Origin of the sequence: Acinetobacter sp. YH12128 (assembly GCF_013418655.1) — a bacterium.
GTDB classification, from domain to species: domain Bacteria; phylum Pseudomonadota; class Gammaproteobacteria; order Pseudomonadales; family Moraxellaceae; genus Acinetobacter; species Acinetobacter amyesii.
Genome location: NZ_VPBO01000002.1, coordinates 15,279 through 32,082, shown reverse-complemented (window position 1 = coordinate 32,082; position 16,804 = coordinate 15,279). Strand labels below are relative to the sequence as shown.

At 40.7% G+C, this 16,804-nt stretch carries 14 protein-coding genes; 4 read left to right on the top strand and 10 right to left on the bottom strand.

Going from position 1 to position 16,804, the window contains the following annotated elements:
• The first annotated feature begins 268 nt into the window (after positions 1–268).
• Positions 269–496, top strand: coding sequence for an accessory factor UbiK family protein (locus tag FTU64_RS01745; RefSeq protein ID WP_168378234.1), 228 nt, complete (start codon positions 269–271; stop codon positions 494–496).
• Between the two features lie 66 nt (positions 497–562).
• Positions 563–2,053: a YifB family Mg chelatase-like AAA ATPase gene (locus FTU64_RS01740; RefSeq protein WP_180059116.1), complete on the top strand. Its 1,491-nt coding sequence runs from the start codon at positions 563–565 to the stop codon at positions 2,051–2,053.
• 43 nt (positions 2,054–2,096) lie between these two features.
• Here FTU64_RS01740 and FTU64_RS01735 read toward each other — a convergent pair whose 3' ends face one another.
• Together FTU64_RS01735 and FTU64_RS01730 are read right to left on the bottom strand one after the other, a co-directional pair.
• Positions 2,097–2,834, bottom strand: coding sequence for a TorF family putative porin (locus FTU64_RS01735; RefSeq protein WP_180059115.1), 738 nt, complete (start codon positions 2,832–2,834; stop codon positions 2,097–2,099).
• A 396-nt stretch (positions 2,835–3,230) separates the two neighbouring features.
• Complete coding sequence (locus FTU64_RS01730) at positions 3,231–4,007, bottom strand: TorF family putative porin (RefSeq protein WP_180059114.1); 777 nt, start codon at positions 4,005–4,007, stop codon at positions 3,231–3,233.
• A gap of 716 nt (positions 4,008–4,723) precedes the next feature.
• Between FTU64_RS01730 and FTU64_RS01725 the strand changes: the two genes are divergently transcribed.
• On the top strand, positions 4,724–6,019 hold the full coding sequence (locus FTU64_RS01725; RefSeq protein ID WP_180059113.1) for an OprD family outer membrane porin: 1,296 nt from the start codon (positions 4,724–4,726) through the stop codon (positions 6,017–6,019).
• Positions 6,020–6,121: 102 nt separating this feature from the next.
• Here FTU64_RS01725 and ppa read toward each other — a convergent pair whose 3' ends face one another.
• Positions 6,122–6,658 (bottom strand): inorganic diphosphatase, encoded by a 537-nt coding sequence (gene ppa, locus FTU64_RS01720; RefSeq protein WP_078189469.1) that lies wholly within the window; start codon positions 6,656–6,658, stop codon positions 6,122–6,124.
• A gap of 115 nt (positions 6,659–6,773) precedes the next feature.
• Complete coding sequence (locus FTU64_RS01715) at positions 6,774–7,172, bottom strand: MAPEG family protein (protein WP_078189470.1); 399 nt, start codon at positions 7,170–7,172, stop codon at positions 6,774–6,776.
• A gap of 108 nt (positions 7,173–7,280) precedes the next feature.
• Between FTU64_RS01715 and FTU64_RS01710 the strand changes: the two genes are divergently transcribed.
• Positions 7,281–7,670, top strand: a complete 390-nt coding sequence (locus FTU64_RS01710; RefSeq protein ID WP_078189471.1) for a hypothetical protein — start codon at positions 7,281–7,283, stop codon at positions 7,668–7,670.
• A 58-nt stretch (positions 7,671–7,728) separates the two neighbouring features.
• Here FTU64_RS01710 and FTU64_RS01705 read toward each other — a convergent pair whose 3' ends face one another.
• From FTU64_RS01705 to FTU64_RS01680, 6 genes are all read right to left on the bottom strand, one after another.
• The gene (locus FTU64_RS01705) at positions 7,729–9,408 is read right to left on the bottom strand and encodes a long-chain-fatty-acid--CoA ligase (RefSeq protein ID WP_180059112.1); all 1,680 of its coding nucleotides are present in this window, start codon (positions 9,406–9,408) and stop codon (positions 7,729–7,731) included.
• Positions 9,409–9,557: 149 nt separating this feature from the next.
• Entirely contained in the window at positions 9,558–11,777 is a 2,220-nt protein-coding gene (gene parC, locus FTU64_RS01700) for a DNA topoisomerase IV subunit A (protein ID WP_180005204.1), read from the bottom strand.
• A gap of 163 nt (positions 11,778–11,940) precedes the next feature.
• Positions 11,941–13,260, bottom strand: coding sequence for an MFS transporter (locus tag FTU64_RS01695; RefSeq protein ID WP_078189474.1), 1,320 nt, complete (start codon positions 13,258–13,260; stop codon positions 11,941–11,943).
• 144 nt (positions 13,261–13,404) lie between these two features.
• Complete coding sequence (locus FTU64_RS01690) at positions 13,405–14,049, bottom strand: trimeric intracellular cation channel family protein (protein ID WP_078189475.1); 645 nt, start codon at positions 14,047–14,049, stop codon at positions 13,405–13,407.
• Between the two features lie 59 nt (positions 14,050–14,108).
• A complete protein-coding gene (locus tag FTU64_RS01685; protein WP_180059111.1) occupies positions 14,109–14,576 on the bottom strand; it encodes a YchJ family protein in 468 nt (155 codons plus the stop codon).
• Positions 14,577–14,964: 388 nt separating this feature from the next.
• Positions 14,965–16,536 carry a TerC family protein gene (locus tag FTU64_RS01680; RefSeq protein ID WP_168378245.1) on the bottom strand — a complete coding sequence of 524 codons (1,572 nt, stop codon included), beginning with the start codon at positions 16,534–16,536 and terminating at the stop codon, positions 14,965–14,967.
• Positions 16,537–16,804 lie beyond the last annotated feature (268 nt).

Below are 16,804 nucleotides of genomic sequence, written 5' to 3'. Positions count from 1 at the left end.
CCTTCGGCTTATTTCACCTGTAAGGTTTTATGTTCAATTTTCATGCCAATATGACTACAGTCGGGGGAAAATAGTCAGCCCAGCATGAGATTTCTTTATAACCTATTTTATACGGATAATCTTGCGTATGCTTATAAAAATAGACGTTTTTACTAGAAGAATTACGATTTTACTGATCGATTAAACGCATATTTAAATGAAAGCACTATGGTCATGAATGTGGCGATGTTAAACTGCTGCCACCAATTCACTGAGGATGGTCTAAACAATGATTGAAACCTTATTACAAGCGATATTAGAACAAATCGATCAACCGAAAAAAGACATCGAACATAACCTTCGCAGCTTACTTAACGAAGCTGTGAGCAAAATGGATCTTGTATCGAAAGAAGAAATCGAACGCCAACGTACTGCACTGAATAATGCCAATTTACGTTTAAATGAATTGTTGAAACACGTCGAAGAACTCGAACAAAAAATTCAGAACAAAAAATAAGCACCTTTTTAGTGCAACAAAAGACGCATAACGATTAAAAATAATGCACCATAACGGAACAATAATATGTCTTTTGCCAAAATCTATACTCGGGGTTTGCTCGGCTTAAATGCACCCCAAATTGAAGTTGAAGTTCATGTCAGCCAAGGTCTGCCTTCATTGACCATTGTGGGCCTACCTGAGGCCGCCGTCCGTGAAAGTAAAGACCGTGTCCGCTCCGCGATTATTAATAGTGGTTTTCAGTTCCCGACCAAACGCCTGACCATTAATCTTGCACCCGCAGATTTACCCAAAGATGGTTCTCGCTTAGATCTCGCCATTGCTTTAGGGATTCTGATCGCATCGGGACAACTTCCTGAAAATGCAGCAGATGGTTTTGAATTTATTGGAGAATTAGCGCTCGATGGTTATTTACGACCTGTCAGTGGCATCTTAAGTATAGCCATTGCCTGTCAGCATATCGGGCATCATCTGATTCTACCGGCACTCAATGCCGATGAAGCGGCACAACTGCCGGAGTTCCAAGTCTTTCCTGCACAGCATCTTAAGGATGTGTGTGAACATTTAAGTCGTTCAGCCTTAATCAGTAGCCATCCCTCGACATCGTCAGCCAATCAACACAGTTATCCCTTTGATTTATCTGATGTGAAAGGTCAACTCAGACCACGTCGTGCTTTAGAAATTGCGGCTGCAGGCGGTCACTCCCTACTATTTCGTGGCCCTCCGGGCACAGGCAAAACTCTACTCGCCTCGCGTTTGGCTAGTATTCTGCCCCCCTTAGATATGCAAGAAAATTTGCAAGTCGCGAGTATTTATTCCATTGCAGGTGCAAATCATCATTTTGGGCAACGTCCATTTCGTGCGCCACACCATACTGCGTCTGCAATCGCCCTCGTCGGTGGAGGATCAAATCCTAAACCGGGTGAAATCACCTTGGCACATTTAGGGGTTTTATTTTTAGATGAGCTGCCTGAATTTGATCGAAAAGTGTTGGAGGTATTACGGCAACCACTCGAATCCAAAGAAATTGTGATTTCAAGGGCTTCTCGTCAAATCACTTTCCCTGCAAATTTTCAACTGATTGCGGCGATGAATCCTTGCCCATGTGGCTATGCCTTCAACCAAGACAGCCGCTGTCAATGTAGTGCTGAAAGTATTAAACGCTATCAAAACCGTATTTCAGGTCCATTATTAGATCGTATTGATTTACATATAGATGTCCCGCCACTGGCAGCGCATGAATTACAAAGTTCGCAAGAGGTTGAAAGTTCAAGTGCGGTTAGGCATCGTGTTATACAAGCTTATGCGTTACAAATAGAACGTCAGCAAAAATCCAATATGGCGCTCACGCCGACGCAATTGGAGCAACAAGCGGTTTTGGATGCTACTGCGCAGAATATTTTACAGTTAGCCCAGCAGAGAATGAATTTATCTGCGCGTGCCTATCATCGGGTGTTACGTGTTGCCAGAACCATTGCCGACTTGGCTCAAAGTGAACACATTCAAGCTCAACACGTTTCTGAAGCACTGTCCTATCGAAGCCAACTCAATGCTTAAAAAAATGGCGACCTAAGGTCGCCATTTTTAATGCTCTTTAAAATTAGAATTCGTATTTCAAACCAAATACGACTTTATTCTTTTGTTTTTCATCCGCACGGTCATAACCACCAACTGTGTAATTCATGCTTGCGGTAACACCTGTATCTGCTAAAGGCTTGCTTAGACCAATATCAAAGTGACGGAAACCAAAGCTTTCTGTTGTTCCTAAATTATCTTCAAAATCACCTGAATCTTGATATGCATATAAACCAAGCGCGGTATCTAGACTGAAGTCTTTAGGAAGTGCATAGCTATATGATGCTTTGATATAAGTATCACCTGCATTACCCCATGAAACATCTTCAAGCAAAGTTTGCGCTGTTAAGCCAAAATCTTTATAGCTTAGCCCAAGCATTGTTTCTAAACCGTTTGCATCACTTGTATCAATATCATAGTAATAGTAGTAAGTTAGACCTGCTGTGTAACCAAGATCATCATTAATTGAACCGTTATAGCCCGCATAAAAATCATTTTCAAAACCATTCGGTAGGTCATCAACATAGTTTAATGTTGAACCCCACCAACCTGCATAGAAGCCTGATGCATGGCTATAATCCAAACCACCTTGGATTGTCGCATCTTTATTTTCAGGCACATTGGTAATACCACGTAAATTATAGCTAGACAGTACGCCGATATTTCCAGATACAGAATGCTCTGAAGCAGGTGCTTCAGCAAATGTAAACGTCGATGCTGCTCCTAGTACAGCGATTGATAAAGCTTTAAGTGCAAATTTCATGGTTTGTTCCCCCACATCGTGCGACGACGTATTTTTTGGTTATTTCGTTGAACTCAATGAGGTATTAGCAAGCGCTGTGCCATGTTTAAAAATATACACATATTTTTTTTATAAAGGTCACGATTTTGGCTTTCATAAAACATATAAGATACTGTTTTTATTTGTTATTTTTTAATTACTCTATTTAACTATTTTTCTCTAAATTTTTTTTTAGAATGCAGATTATCAACTATTCAGATTATTTAAATCCTTAGGTTGATAGTTGTAACAGGATTTTAAAAATGCGCTTTTTTGAGTATATTTTTTCAACACCGATCTCAAAAATGCATAAAAAAAGTGCACAATCACCATTATGCACTTTCAAAAATATGACCGAATACGATCAACTCGTTAATGTTAGAAAGAATAGGTCAATCCAACCACAACGTTATCGTCTAATTCCTCGCCTTCACGATCTTTACCGCCCCATACATAGTCAGCAGCAATTTCAAATCCAGTATCTGCAATCGGTTTACTTAAGCCCAAACGTGCTTCAGTGAACACCACATCTTCTGTAGTTGTTAATAGGCTGTCATCACGACTGTCATTAAAAACAGAAACACCAAGCGATGAATTTAATGAAACATCATAAGGTAATGCATAGCTATAAGTAGCATTCAGATATACATCACCTGCGTTGCCATAATTAACATCAGACAACAATACAGCCATGCTTGCAGTTAAATCTTTATAACTTATGTCCTGAATAAATTCGACGCCCGTTGTGCGACGCTTTTCAGATCGGTCGTCGTTATACACTGAACCGCCACCTTGATAGACATAGGCCATCACTTGTGACTTATAGCTCCAATCTTCATTCAGTTCACGTCCATATCCAACATAGAAATCATGTTCAAAACCATGTGACTGACTGTCGTTCGTAGGGTCATAGTTGAGTGTAGAACCCCAATAGCCCGCGAACAGCCCACTGTTGTGTGCATATTCAAGTCCGGCTTGTAATGCCGCTTGATCATTTTCTTCACTCGCACGGTACACATATTTGTTTACCACGCCCAAACTTCCAGACCAATTCCCTTGTGCAGTTGTGGCTTGTTCAGTTTGTTCTGCAAATGCAGGGACTGTACCTAGGGTCACTAAAATACTTAAAATTGCTTTTTTATAAAATTGAATCATGTTTAGTCCCCACATCGGATCGATCGTGGATTGGGTTGAGTAAAATTTAGCGCCGATTTTAATCGATTTTACGGCACTGTATAGCCCCTTTTTTCTTATTTTGATCAATTAAATCATTTAAAAACAAAGGTAAGATTATATAAAATAGTAAAAAATAAGCTTTTGATTCATAAAATATCTTTTATCGTGTTCCAGTCTTTAACAATGATTTAATGTTTTAATTTATATGTATTTATCACGATTATTATCATCTTTTATTGAGCTAGATTTTTAAGGAAAACATTTCTGACGACTTCGCTAAAAGTCATTCTCTATTTACTAAAAATACGCCAACAGTGCTTACTTAGCCTGAACATTGATGCCATGCACCTCAGCAGTTTTTATACTTTTTGATCAAAATACCAATTTAGATTCAGCACAAATTGTCGCGAAGAGTAATGATAAATCAGCAAGTTAAATGAAAGTTTTTATCATTTTTTATATTTTTTTATGATAAGCAATGAATAAACTTCTCTTTAGCTTAATATATATTCAATTTAAATAAACTATTTGTTAAACAACAATAACATACGAAATATTTGCTTATTACAGATTGACCGATGATCTGAATGTTTTCTAACTTTAGTGTAATAAGCGCATTAAAAATAGTGATTTTTTTAAGAAAAAATATACAATCGCACTACATATTAACCAAATTTGCATGAGGCTCTCTCCCAATGCTTAAAGCTCAACAACTAACACTTGCAGTATTAGTAAACGCTGCTCTTATTTCTACTGCTTTTGCTAGCGAACAAAGCGAATCTAAAGGCTTTGTGGAAGATGCCGAAGGCTCTGTATTATTCCGTACAGGTTACATTAAACGCGATAAACAAGATGTAAATCGCGGTGACGATACAAGTTCTTTTGCACAATCAGCAATCGTGAAATTAGAGTCAGGCTTCACTCAAGGTGTTGTTGGCTTTGGTGCCAATGTTGTAGGCGATGGTTCATTTAAAATCGGTGAAAACAAACATGCTGGTAATGGCATGATTCCACAACATAACGACGGCTCAGCGTATGATCACTGGGCACGTGGTGGCGCAAGTGTTAAAGCTCGAGTATCAAATACTACTGTTGAATATGGCACCCAAGTTCTTGATATTCCAGTGCTTGCGTCAAACACAGCACGTATGGTACCTGAATACTTCACAGGCGTTTTAGCGACAAGCCATGAAGTTGAAAATCTAGAAGTTATTGCTGGTAAATTCACTAAAAACCAATATTCAGACCAAATTAATTCTGACGGTAACGATCTAGATCGTGCTGTGGTTTGGGGTGCAAAATATAAGTTTAACGACCAACTTAATGCATCTTACTATGGCTTAGATAGCAAAAATGCGTTGGATCGTCATTACATTAATGCTAATTACACTATTCCGTTAGCTGAAAAACGCTCTTTAAATTTAGACTTTAGTGGTTATCACACAGAATGGGACAAAGCAGCTTCAACCTATTCTTCATCACTTGGTGATACAAATGTAGATGGCCGAAGCAACAATCTATGGTCATTGGCAGGTACATTAAATCAAGGCGCTCACTCAGTCATGCTGGCTTACCAACAAAATACTGGTAACACAGGTTATGACTATGGTAGCAATGCTGACGGTGCGCAATCTATTTATGTAGCCAACTCGTACCTTTCTGACTTTATTGGTAACCATGAGAAATCGGCACAAGTTCAATACAACTTAAACTTTGCTGATTACGGCGTGCCAGGTTTAAATTGGACGACTGCTTATGTATACGGCTGGGATATCAAAACTATTAAAAATGGTGTAGAGACATCAGACGATGCTAAAGAAAGCGAATTCTTTAACCAAGTGAAATATACTGTTCAATCAGGTTTTGCTAAAGATGCTAGCCTTCGTTTACGTTATTCACACTACCGTGCAGACCAAGCATACAATGACGTATATATGGCTGACACCAATGAATTACGTGTATTCTTAGACATCCCTGTGAAATTATTTTAATTTCGCAGCTAGTCTAAGATAGCGAAAAAAAACCTGCACACTGTGCAGGTTTTTTTATGAGCATCGTTTTTATATAAAAACGATGCTCAGCTTAAAACAATATTATTTGTTCGCAGCTTTGTAAGCTTCAATTGAGCTAAGTACTTCTTGTTTAGCAACATCAGCACCTTCCCAACCACTTAACTTAACCCATTTACCAGGTTCTAAGTCTTTGTAGTGTTGGAAGAAATGTTCAATTTGATTGATCAATAATGCAGGAAGATCTGTATATTCTTGAACATCTTTATAAAGCGGAGTCAATTTGTCGTGTGGAACCGCAACGAGTTTTGCATCAACACCACCGTCATCTTCCATGTTCAATTTACCAACAGGACGGCAACGAATTACAGAACCTGGCTCTACTGGATGTGGAGTTACCACAAGTACGTCTAGTGGGTCACCATCCAAAGATAATGTATTTGGAACATAACCATAGTTCGCTGGGTAGAACATTGCAGTACCCATGAAACGGTCTACAAATAACGCATCAGAATCTTTATCGATTTCGTATTTGATTGGTGCTGCATTTGCAGGAATTTCAATAATGACATAGATGTCGTTTGGTGCATCTTTACCCGCTGGGATATTGCTGTAGCTCATAGCATCACTCTTTAAACAAAGTTAAATCTTTTAATCCGGCACAATTATAACGGTTTTATCGCTTTTTTTGTGATTTTAGCGATCATGCTGATAATTTAATCATCAAGCAGAACATTTAGCTTAATTTAATGACCAATAACATCAGACAAATTGGGCATAACATCGACAAGGTCCAAATAATTGAACGTAAAGTTGCCCAATTGGCTAAATAACATAGCCCATAAATAACGCGTAAAACGAGATAGGCAATCCCAAAGGTCATGATGTATTGTTGATGAATCACCATGTATTCGGCCATTAGAATAGCCGCAATAAATAAAGGTAAACTTTCAAAACTATTTTGTTGCACTGCATGTGCGCGGCTCGCCAATCCTGTAGAGCGCGCTAAAACTTCACGTGGATTTTGATTATCACTCGACTTAAAGCCTGCAGCTCGTTTCGCAATAAATGTAAATACATATGGCAATAAACAAGCGGCCAAAATGAGATAGATGATCCCACTGATGCTGTGCATGTGTTTTTTCTCAGGAAGATTTTTATGGCTGCTATAATACCATGGCATTTCGTGAATAATTTTTGTTAAATATAGTGTTTTTATAATCGGCAGATGAAAGGATCCTCTATGAGCACTTCTGATCAAGATCAATTATTTGAAGTTCTTGAAGAGCAAAAACGCCATCAGCTTCGCGTCGATCGTGTCTTAAAAATTGTCATTCCAGTGACTGCATTTTTACTTGCTGTGATTTGCGCCAACTTAAATGTCTGGTCGACTGTTTTCAGCTTTGTCATCATGTGGATTGCATTCTATGCAGTTTCCATCAAGCAACTTCCCCTTTGGCATTGGGTCATTGTCATTGCCCTATATTGTTTAGTCGACAATATTTTAACCTATGGCAGCTATAACCAATCTGGCTTTAGTCGTCAGTTCGGCGCGATGTTTATTTTCTTAGGTGTTTTTGGAGTAGGACGTCGCTACTTTGATCGCTGGTCGATGAATAAAGGTAAGCTTTAATGAGCTAAATTTAAAGCGATAAAAAAAGCGCCCGAAGGCGCTTTTTTTATGCATCGTATTATGCGGTTTTACGCAAATCTTTACGTAGAATTTTACCGACGTTCGATTTTGGCAATTCATCCATAAATTCAACATAACGTGGGCGTTTATAGCCAGTTAAGTTTTCTTTTGCAAATGCCAAAACTTCTTCAGTCGTTAAAGATGGATCTTTTTTCACAACGAATAATTTAGGTACTTCACCTGATTTTTCATCAGGAACACCAATCGCAGCAACTTCTAGCACTTTTGGATGTTTTGCAACAACTTCTTCAATTTCAGAAGGATAAACGTTGAAGCCAGACACCAAAATCATGTCTTTTTTACGGTCTACAATCTTCACATAACCGCGTGGATCCATGACACCAATGTCACCTGTACGGAAGAAACCGTCCGCCGTCATTACTTTGGCAGTTTCATCTGGACGGTTCCAATAGCCTTTCATGACTTGAGGACCGCGAATCGAAATTTCACCTTGCTCACCTTGAGCAACTTCATTGCCATCATCATCTAAAATAGCAACTTCAGTCAGTGGCAATGGAATACCAATCGTACCGCTGAATTCCATTGATGCTGGAGGGTTTGCGGTTGCAACAGGTGAAGTTTCTGATAAACCATAACCTTCGATGATATTGGTACCGGTAACTTTCTTCCACGCTTCTGCAGTCGAAGGAAGTACTGCCATACCACCACCCATCGCCATTTTTAGCTTGCTGTAGTCAAGTTGCTTGAACTCTTCATTGTTCACCAAAGCATTAAACAAAGTGTTCACTGCTGGAAAGAATGAAGGTTGGTATTTACGTAATTCTTTCATTACCGCAGGTAGGTCACGCGGGTTAGGAATCAATACGTTCGCCTGACCTTTGTACATACCGTAAAGTGCACACACCATAAATGCAAAGATGTGATACAGCGGTAATGCACAGAAGATACGATCATCTGGCTGACCATCTTGCTGACCAAATTTACTTTGGAAAATACCATCACACTGCAACATGTTTGACACAAGGTTACGATGAGTCAATTCTGCGCCTTTAGATACGCCAGTTGTACCACCAGTATACTGAAGTACCGCAGTATCACTTAAAGTTAAGTTTGGACGCTTGTAATTATTTGCACTCACTTTAGACATTGCTGCATTAAAGCGAATATGACCTGGGATGTTCCAAGCTGGAATTTGTTTACGCACTGAACGTAATACAAAGTTAACCAATGTACCTTTCAGTGTACCGAGCATGTCGCCCACAGATGCCACGATCACGTGTTTTACTGGGGTTTTACCAATAATCGCTTGGTAAACAGATGCAAAGTTTTCAATAATAACTAGAGCTTCTGTTCCAGAGTCATTCAATTGATGCTCAAGTTCACGAGAGGTATACAGTGGATTCACGTTGACCAATACCAGTCCAGCACGGAATACACCTAATGCAACAACAGGATATTGAAGAACATTCGGCATCATAACTGCAACGCGTGAACCTTTAGCCAAACCTAAACTTTGCAAATAAGTTGCAAATTTACGGCTTGCTTCATCAAGTTCTTTAAAAGTTAAGACTTTATCCATAAAGATAAAGGCATCTCTTGAGCCAAACTTCTGGAAATTACGCTCAAAAATATCGACCAATGAGGTATTTTCTGCGGGTAATTCTACAGTTTCTGGAATCCCTGTCTTTTGGTATTCAGCGAACCAAATCTTTTCCATAACGCCCAATTCTCCTGTCGTAATCCTTAATAATCCAACTGTTTTTTTTCAATATTAAGCGGTCATTATTTAACTTGTTTGTGCTTAATATTGCATCCATTTCACGAATAACAGCATATATAACGTATTTCGTTCCATGGATGCTAGTATTATCTTTGAATGAACAGTTTATTTGCTTTTTGATATCCACGTGGTAACAACACACCTTTCGATGCACGTTTGCCCACATATTTTTGCAGATCGTCGCCTTTAAGCTTTAATTGTTGATTTCCTGCAAGCACTTGAATTATTTCATCTAAATTCAAAGTTGTCATGGATACAATTTGATCTTTTGCCTCAAGTTGTATCAATTTATTACCTTTACCCTTATTCAATACTGGTAATTCATCAAGTTCAACCAACAGCAAACGACCCGCAGAACTGAGGAGTGCAAGATGTGTTGCATTTTCAATCGCCGTCAAATTCATGACCGCCGCGCCTTCAGATAAACTAAGGAAGGCTTTACCCGCTTTTGCATTGGTATCGAGGTTTTTGGCTTGGGTTTTAAAGCCATAGCCTTTACTACTCATCGCCAAGACTTCTGTTTCATCTTCGGCAATAAACACTTGTTTAAAGCCGACACCACTTGCAGGTGCAAGTTTAGAACTCAGAGGCTCACCTAAACCACGCGCGGATGGCAAGGTATTGATGCCCAAAGCATAGCTTCGACCGGCATCATCTAATACATACACACGTTGATTCGATTTACCTTGCGCATGGCTGAGATATTGGTCACCTGCACGGAAATTTAAGTTCTCAGCATCGACTTCATGACCTTTCGCCGAGCGAATCCAACCCGCTTCAGACAAAACGACAGTTACAGGATCTGCAGGAAGCATATCCTGTTCATTAATCGCATGGGCTTCTGCACGTTTCACAATTGGAGAACGGCGGTCATCACCAAATTTCTTCGCATCTTCTTTAAGTTCATTAATGATCAATGCTTTTAATGATTCAGGGTTCGCCAATTGTTCACGAATAATGGCTGCTTTGGCTTCCAATTCTTCTTGTTCACGGCGCATTTCCATTTCTTCAAGTTTTGCCAAATGACGTAACTTAAGTTCTAAAATCGCTTCGGCTTGAATTTCATCGATATTAAAATGCGTCATCAACACCGGTTTAGGCTGATCTTCTTCACGAATAATACGAATTACTTCATCAATATTCAGATAGGCAATGATCAAGCCTGCAAGTATATGTAACCGTTTTTCAATTTTATTCAGATGATAAGTCAAACGACGTGTTACGGTATTTTTACGGATTTCAATCCATTCCAACAAAATACGGCGGATCGATTTCACTTGCGGACGACCGTCTGCGCCAATCATGTTCATATTGACACGATAGCTCGACTCTAAGTCAGTGGTTGCAAATAGATGACTCATCACCGATTCAGCATCAATACGGTTTGAGCGCAGGACAATCACTAAACGTGTTGGGTTTTTATGATCTGACTCATCACGTAAGTCCGTGACCAATGGCAACTTCTTCGCCTGCATTTGATCTGCAATCTGCGTGATCACTTTTGAGCCTGAAACCTGATACGGCAGCTCCGTAATCACGATTTCATTTTTCTCAATACTGTACACCGCACGAGTTCGATAACTACCGCGACCTGTGGTTTGAATTTTGAGTAATTCTTCTGGAGAAGTAATAATTTCCGCACGTGTCGGCAAATCAGGCGCAGGAATATATTCTGCGACTTTCTCATCGGTTAAATTTGGATTGCGAATTAAGGCGATGGTGCCCTTCACCACTTCACGTAAGTTATGCGGTGGAATATCCGTTGCCATACCCACAGCAATACCCGTTGTGCCGTTGAGTAAAATATTTGGAACACGTGCCGGTAAATTCACTGGCTCTTTCATCGAACCATCAAAGTTATCCTGCCAATCACAGGTTCCTTGTCCTAACTCAGACAATAATAAATCACTATAAGCAGACAGTTTTGCTTCGGTATATCGCATCGCTGCGAAGGATTTCGGATCATCTGGTGAGCCCCAGTTTCCCTGACCTTCAATAAATGGATAGCGATAACTAAACGGCTGCGCCATGAGTACCATAGCTTCATAACAAGCTAAGTCACCGTGAGGATGGTATTTACCCAGTACATCACCAACCGTACGTGCAGATTTTTTTGGCTTACCCGTTGGCTTTAACCCGAGTTCACTCATCGCATAGACGATACGACGCTGAACGGGTTTTAGACCATCACTGATATGTGGCAATGCACGATCCATAATCACGTACATGGCGTAGTTGAGATATGCTTGTTCGGTAAATTCTGCTACGGAACGGTTTTCTGTCGCATGATGCGCAAGGCTTGTCATAACAACCTGTAATCCTAAATTGTTCGTTCTTTATTGGGTTCTTATGCTATGTCGCAGGTGCCCCCTATACAAGGGGATGATCTAACACTCTGCGACAAATTGTGTCTTATGGCGTAAAAATATCCATTTTATTCACCATGATCAACTAAAAATTCAACAGTCTTTATAGACCGATGGATTCTAAAGTTTTGCCCTTGGTTTCTTCACCTAAAACCAAAATCACCACGGCAACGGCAATTAAGACTGCAGTAAACATCATAAATACATAGCTAAAACCATGATCCATATCCATCATATGTGTCACAGCAAAAGGCGCGGCAATGCCCCCGATCCGACCAATGGCACCCGCCCAGCCCGAACCAAAGGCACGAATATTGGCCGGATATTGTTCTGGTGTATAGGTATAAAGTACGCCCCAAGCACCGAGATTAAAGAAGGACATTAAACAGCCCCAAATCACAATCTCTGTCACACTGCCAGACTGACCGAAGAAATATGCCGAAATGGCACACATCCCAATGAAGCCCGCCAACGTAGCTTTACGACCTAATTTTTCGACCAACCATGCAGCTGCAATATAACCCGGTAATTGTGCCAAAATCATGACCAAAACATATTCAAAGGATTGAACAATGGTGTAGCCTTCTTTGACCAATAAACTTGGTAACCATGTAAAAATACCGTAATAAGAAAAGACGATACCGAACCAAATGAGCCACAGCATTAAAGTACGACGTGCAAAAATCCCTGACCACAACTGTGAAAAACTGATATTGTGCTTTTCTGCAACCGGTTTGACTTCAAAGATTTCAACAACTTCTACACCACATTTGGCTTCAATCTTTTTCACCAATGCATGTGCTTCATCAAAACGTCCACGGTTAATCAAATAAGGCACCGATTCGGGCACCATTTTCCAAATCACGATCGCATATAACGCAGGAATACCGCCAATCAGGAAAGCCGCATGCCAACCAAAATCCGGAATAATAAAGCGTGATACTAACGCCGCAACCAACCAGCCCAGTCCCCAAAAACTTTCTAGTAAGACAATAAAACGTCCACGTACATGAGCCGGAATATATTCACTGACCAAAGTCACCGCGACTGGGAGTTGTCCACCTAAACCTAAGCCGACAATAAAACGAAATACCAATAACCAAGTTAGATTAGGTGCAAACGCACATGCAGCAGTGGCTAAGCTATAAATCACCAATGTCCATGCAAACACTGTTTTTCGGCCGAAGCGATCTGCCAGTCCTCCAGAAAACACCGCGCCAATCGCCATCCCAACAAAACCAATCGAGACCACCCAACTTTTATCATTTGGCGTCATGGCCCAATCTTCAGCCATTTTCGCTAAGATAAAGGAAATGAGCCCCGTATCCATGGCATCAAACATCCAGCCAAGGCCAATAACCCAAAGTAAAGTGTAGTGAAACTTACCGATGGGTAAGCGTTGTATACGTGAGACTAAGTCCATAACAAGATCTCTGAACTGGTGGAAGGATGAACACTGCTTTCCCAACAGGATGTATGATTTTGCGTTTTTTAGTATAGATCCATGCAAAAGACCGACCATTGATCCGTCTTTTTAGCATTTTAATGTGATGTTATAGCAATGCAGCTACGACAAATCTTTTGAAGATACTGACTGATCATCATCATCTTTATAAATAAATTTAGGCATTTCTAAGCCAAAGTAAATGGCGATCAGACGTAAGGTGAAACCGAAAATGAGCGTCGCAATGACTGTTAATTCTAGCGATAATCCAATCTCAATACAGAGCCAATAACAAATCACGGACACAAAAGAAATACTGGCATAAAGTTCACGACGGAACACCAGCGGGACATCGTTACATAGAATGTCTCGTAAAATACCGCCAGAGACTCCGGTTAGCACCCCTGCTACCGCAGAAACGACAAAACCATGTCCCATTTCTAAAGCGATTTGACAGCCAATAATGGTAAAACCAATGAGACCCAAGGCATCGAGAACCAAGAAGATATTACGAAGATGACGCATCCACTTTGCAATCAGGATGGTGACAAATGCAGCAAAGCAGGTCAGCATGAGATATTCTGGATGCTTAACCCAAGTCAGTGGATAGTGCCCAAGCAGCACATCACGAACCGAACCGCCCCCCAGTGCCGTGACACAGGCAATCAATGTTACCCCAAACCAGTCCATACTCCGCCGACCCGCAGACAATGCACCTGTCATTGCTTCTGCCGTGATTGCGATAATATAAATAACGGTAAGTAACATCGCCCTTCTTCCACTGAGGGTTGAGATGCGCGCTATTCTAAGCTAAATCTGCTCAAATGTTATAAAAATTGCGCACAACATTGTTTAAATTTTCGTCCAGAGCCACAAATACATGGTTGCTTCATGGTGATTTGCATCTCTGTGGTCGGATCAAGGAAATACCAGCGCTGCTCGAACTTCACAAAGTGTGAAATTTCATGATGTACCTGCGCTTGCTGCCCATCGTGATAATGGGCTTTAAATTCAACTCGAGCATGGTTTTTATCGAGTTTTTCTTGGGCTTGTACCACCTCAAGCTTTAACCATTGATTGGCCTGACTCCACGCTGCAATGGCACTCACATCCAAGGCTTGCTGCTGTCCAATTGCAGTTGTTTGTACAATATAATCAATCTCATGTTGTGCAAATGCACTATAACGTGAACGCATCAATTGCTCTGCAGTCTGTGCATTTTCACGCCCCGTATGTAAGGGCTGACAACAGCTACCATACTCACCTTTGCCACATGGACACTGGACTTGTGACATATTTGTTTCCCTAAAAAATAGCCTGACAATGCAGGCTATTTTAACGGATCTTTCCACACAATTTTCATCAGTAGATCCGTATCGATTCAAATAAAAGAATGATACACGGTAAGGTCATCCGCAAGTGTTTGAGACAGGACTACTTCTAATCAAAAATGTTTTTGCAATGCTTTGAATAATTTGACGGTAGTGAACGAGTTTTGCGGATGACAATGGTTTTGGGTACTTTTGCCGAAACAAAAGTACCTCCAGCCGAAGGCTAATCCCTTTATTTAAACCCTAGATGTAAGACTCCGTCGAATAGACTTAAAAATCATTTTAAAAATGCGTAATTACTTTTACGTGCGTAACATCAGTGATCTATATAGATTACCCCCCGATACGCAACTTAATCTTCAGTTGGCATGGGAATGACATGCACTTTTTCGATCTTATGACCATCCATCGTAACCACTTCAAAAATGTGTTCATCCGCTTTGAATTTTTCACCATTGGCTGGTAAACGACCCAAATGGAATAAGATATATCCGGACAGAGTTGAATACTGTTCAGCATCATCCACCAAATCACGACCCAACAATAAAGACACATGACGAATGTCGGTTGAGCCATCGAGTAACAATGAACCATCATCGAGACTTTCTGCTGCCGTCTCAGGTTCATCTTCATCGGGGAACTCACCAGCAATCGCTTCTAAGACATCAATCGGTGTAGCAATCCCTTCAATTGAACCGTATTCGTTCAACACTAAGGCCATTTGTAACGGCGCTTGACGCAGTTGCTCCATCACCATCAAGACTTGTGCATTTTCATGTACCACCACAGGCTCACGGAGATGCTTTTCAAAATCGAGTACGCCTGTTTCAATATAGTCATTCATGACTTTATGAGTCAGTACCGCACCCGCGATATTGTCTAACTCACCGTGTGCCACAATCAAACGTGAATGCGTGGTACTGAGTAATTGAGCACGAATCGCCTCAGGCGCTTCATCCAAGTCAATCCATTCCAGTTCAGGACGAGGTGTCATCACCGACTTCACTGGACGTTCAGATAAACCCAGTACACCTTGCACCATGACACTGTGGTAAACACCGTTGTCTTCATCAAAGACTTCATCAGCAAAGGCACGTGTTGCAAGCACATCTTCATTTTCATTTTGATTGTCTGCAACATTTTTCCCACCGAGCATACGCATCACCGCTGAGGCAGTGCGATAACGTAAGTCTGTGGTTGTCACCATTTTTTCCTGATTATGACGCATGGTTTGGTTCAAGAACTCAATCAGGACGGAGAAACCAATGGCTGCGTATAAGTAGCCTTTTGGAATGTGGAAACCAAAGCCTTCGACTAAGAGCGAGAAACCAATCATCATCAAGAAGCACAGGCACAGAATCACCACCGTTGGGTGACGGTTCACGAAGTTCATCAGTGGTTTAGATGCCCACAGCATAATGCCGACAGCAATAATGACCGCAATCATCATGACAGAAAGGTGTTTCACCATCCCGACAGCGGTAATCACGCTATCGAGCGAGAACACGGCATCGAGCACCACAATCTGCACAATCACCATCCAAAACGTCGCATGCACAGGATTTTCTTCCTTTAGCATCGGCTTGTTTTCAAGACGTTCACGCAGTTCCATGGTGCCTTTAAATAGCAAGAACACCCCACCAAACAGTAAAATTAGATCTCGACCGGAAAATGGATGGTCGAAAATATGGAACAGTGGGTTGGTTAGAGTCACCACCCATGCAATTGAGGCCAGTAAGACCAATCGCATACACAGTGCAAGCAATAAGCCGACAATCCGTGCGGTATTACGCTGTTCTGGCGGTAATTTTTCCGCAAGAATCGCAATAAAAACCAGGTTATCGATACCTAAAACAATCTCAAGCACCACCAGTGTTAATAAACCCACCCATGCAGAAGGATCGGACATCCATTCAAAGATCATGGTTGTATCTCCTGAATGTTATTCACACGTAGATCATGCTGATTTGAAAATGAAATGCATTGGACATGCGCAAACGCTTTTAATGGCGTTCTTTCTAATATTTTGATGTGTGCTGAGTGACAACAACCACTACCCATGACGGTTCTTTAGCTTAAAATGAAGTTTTAAGTATAGCAAGTTAAGGTAAAAATTCACCCTTTTTTACCAAAGTACAATCTCTGTATGGAAGAATTTAAACCCAATGATGACATTAAATTGTCATATTTAG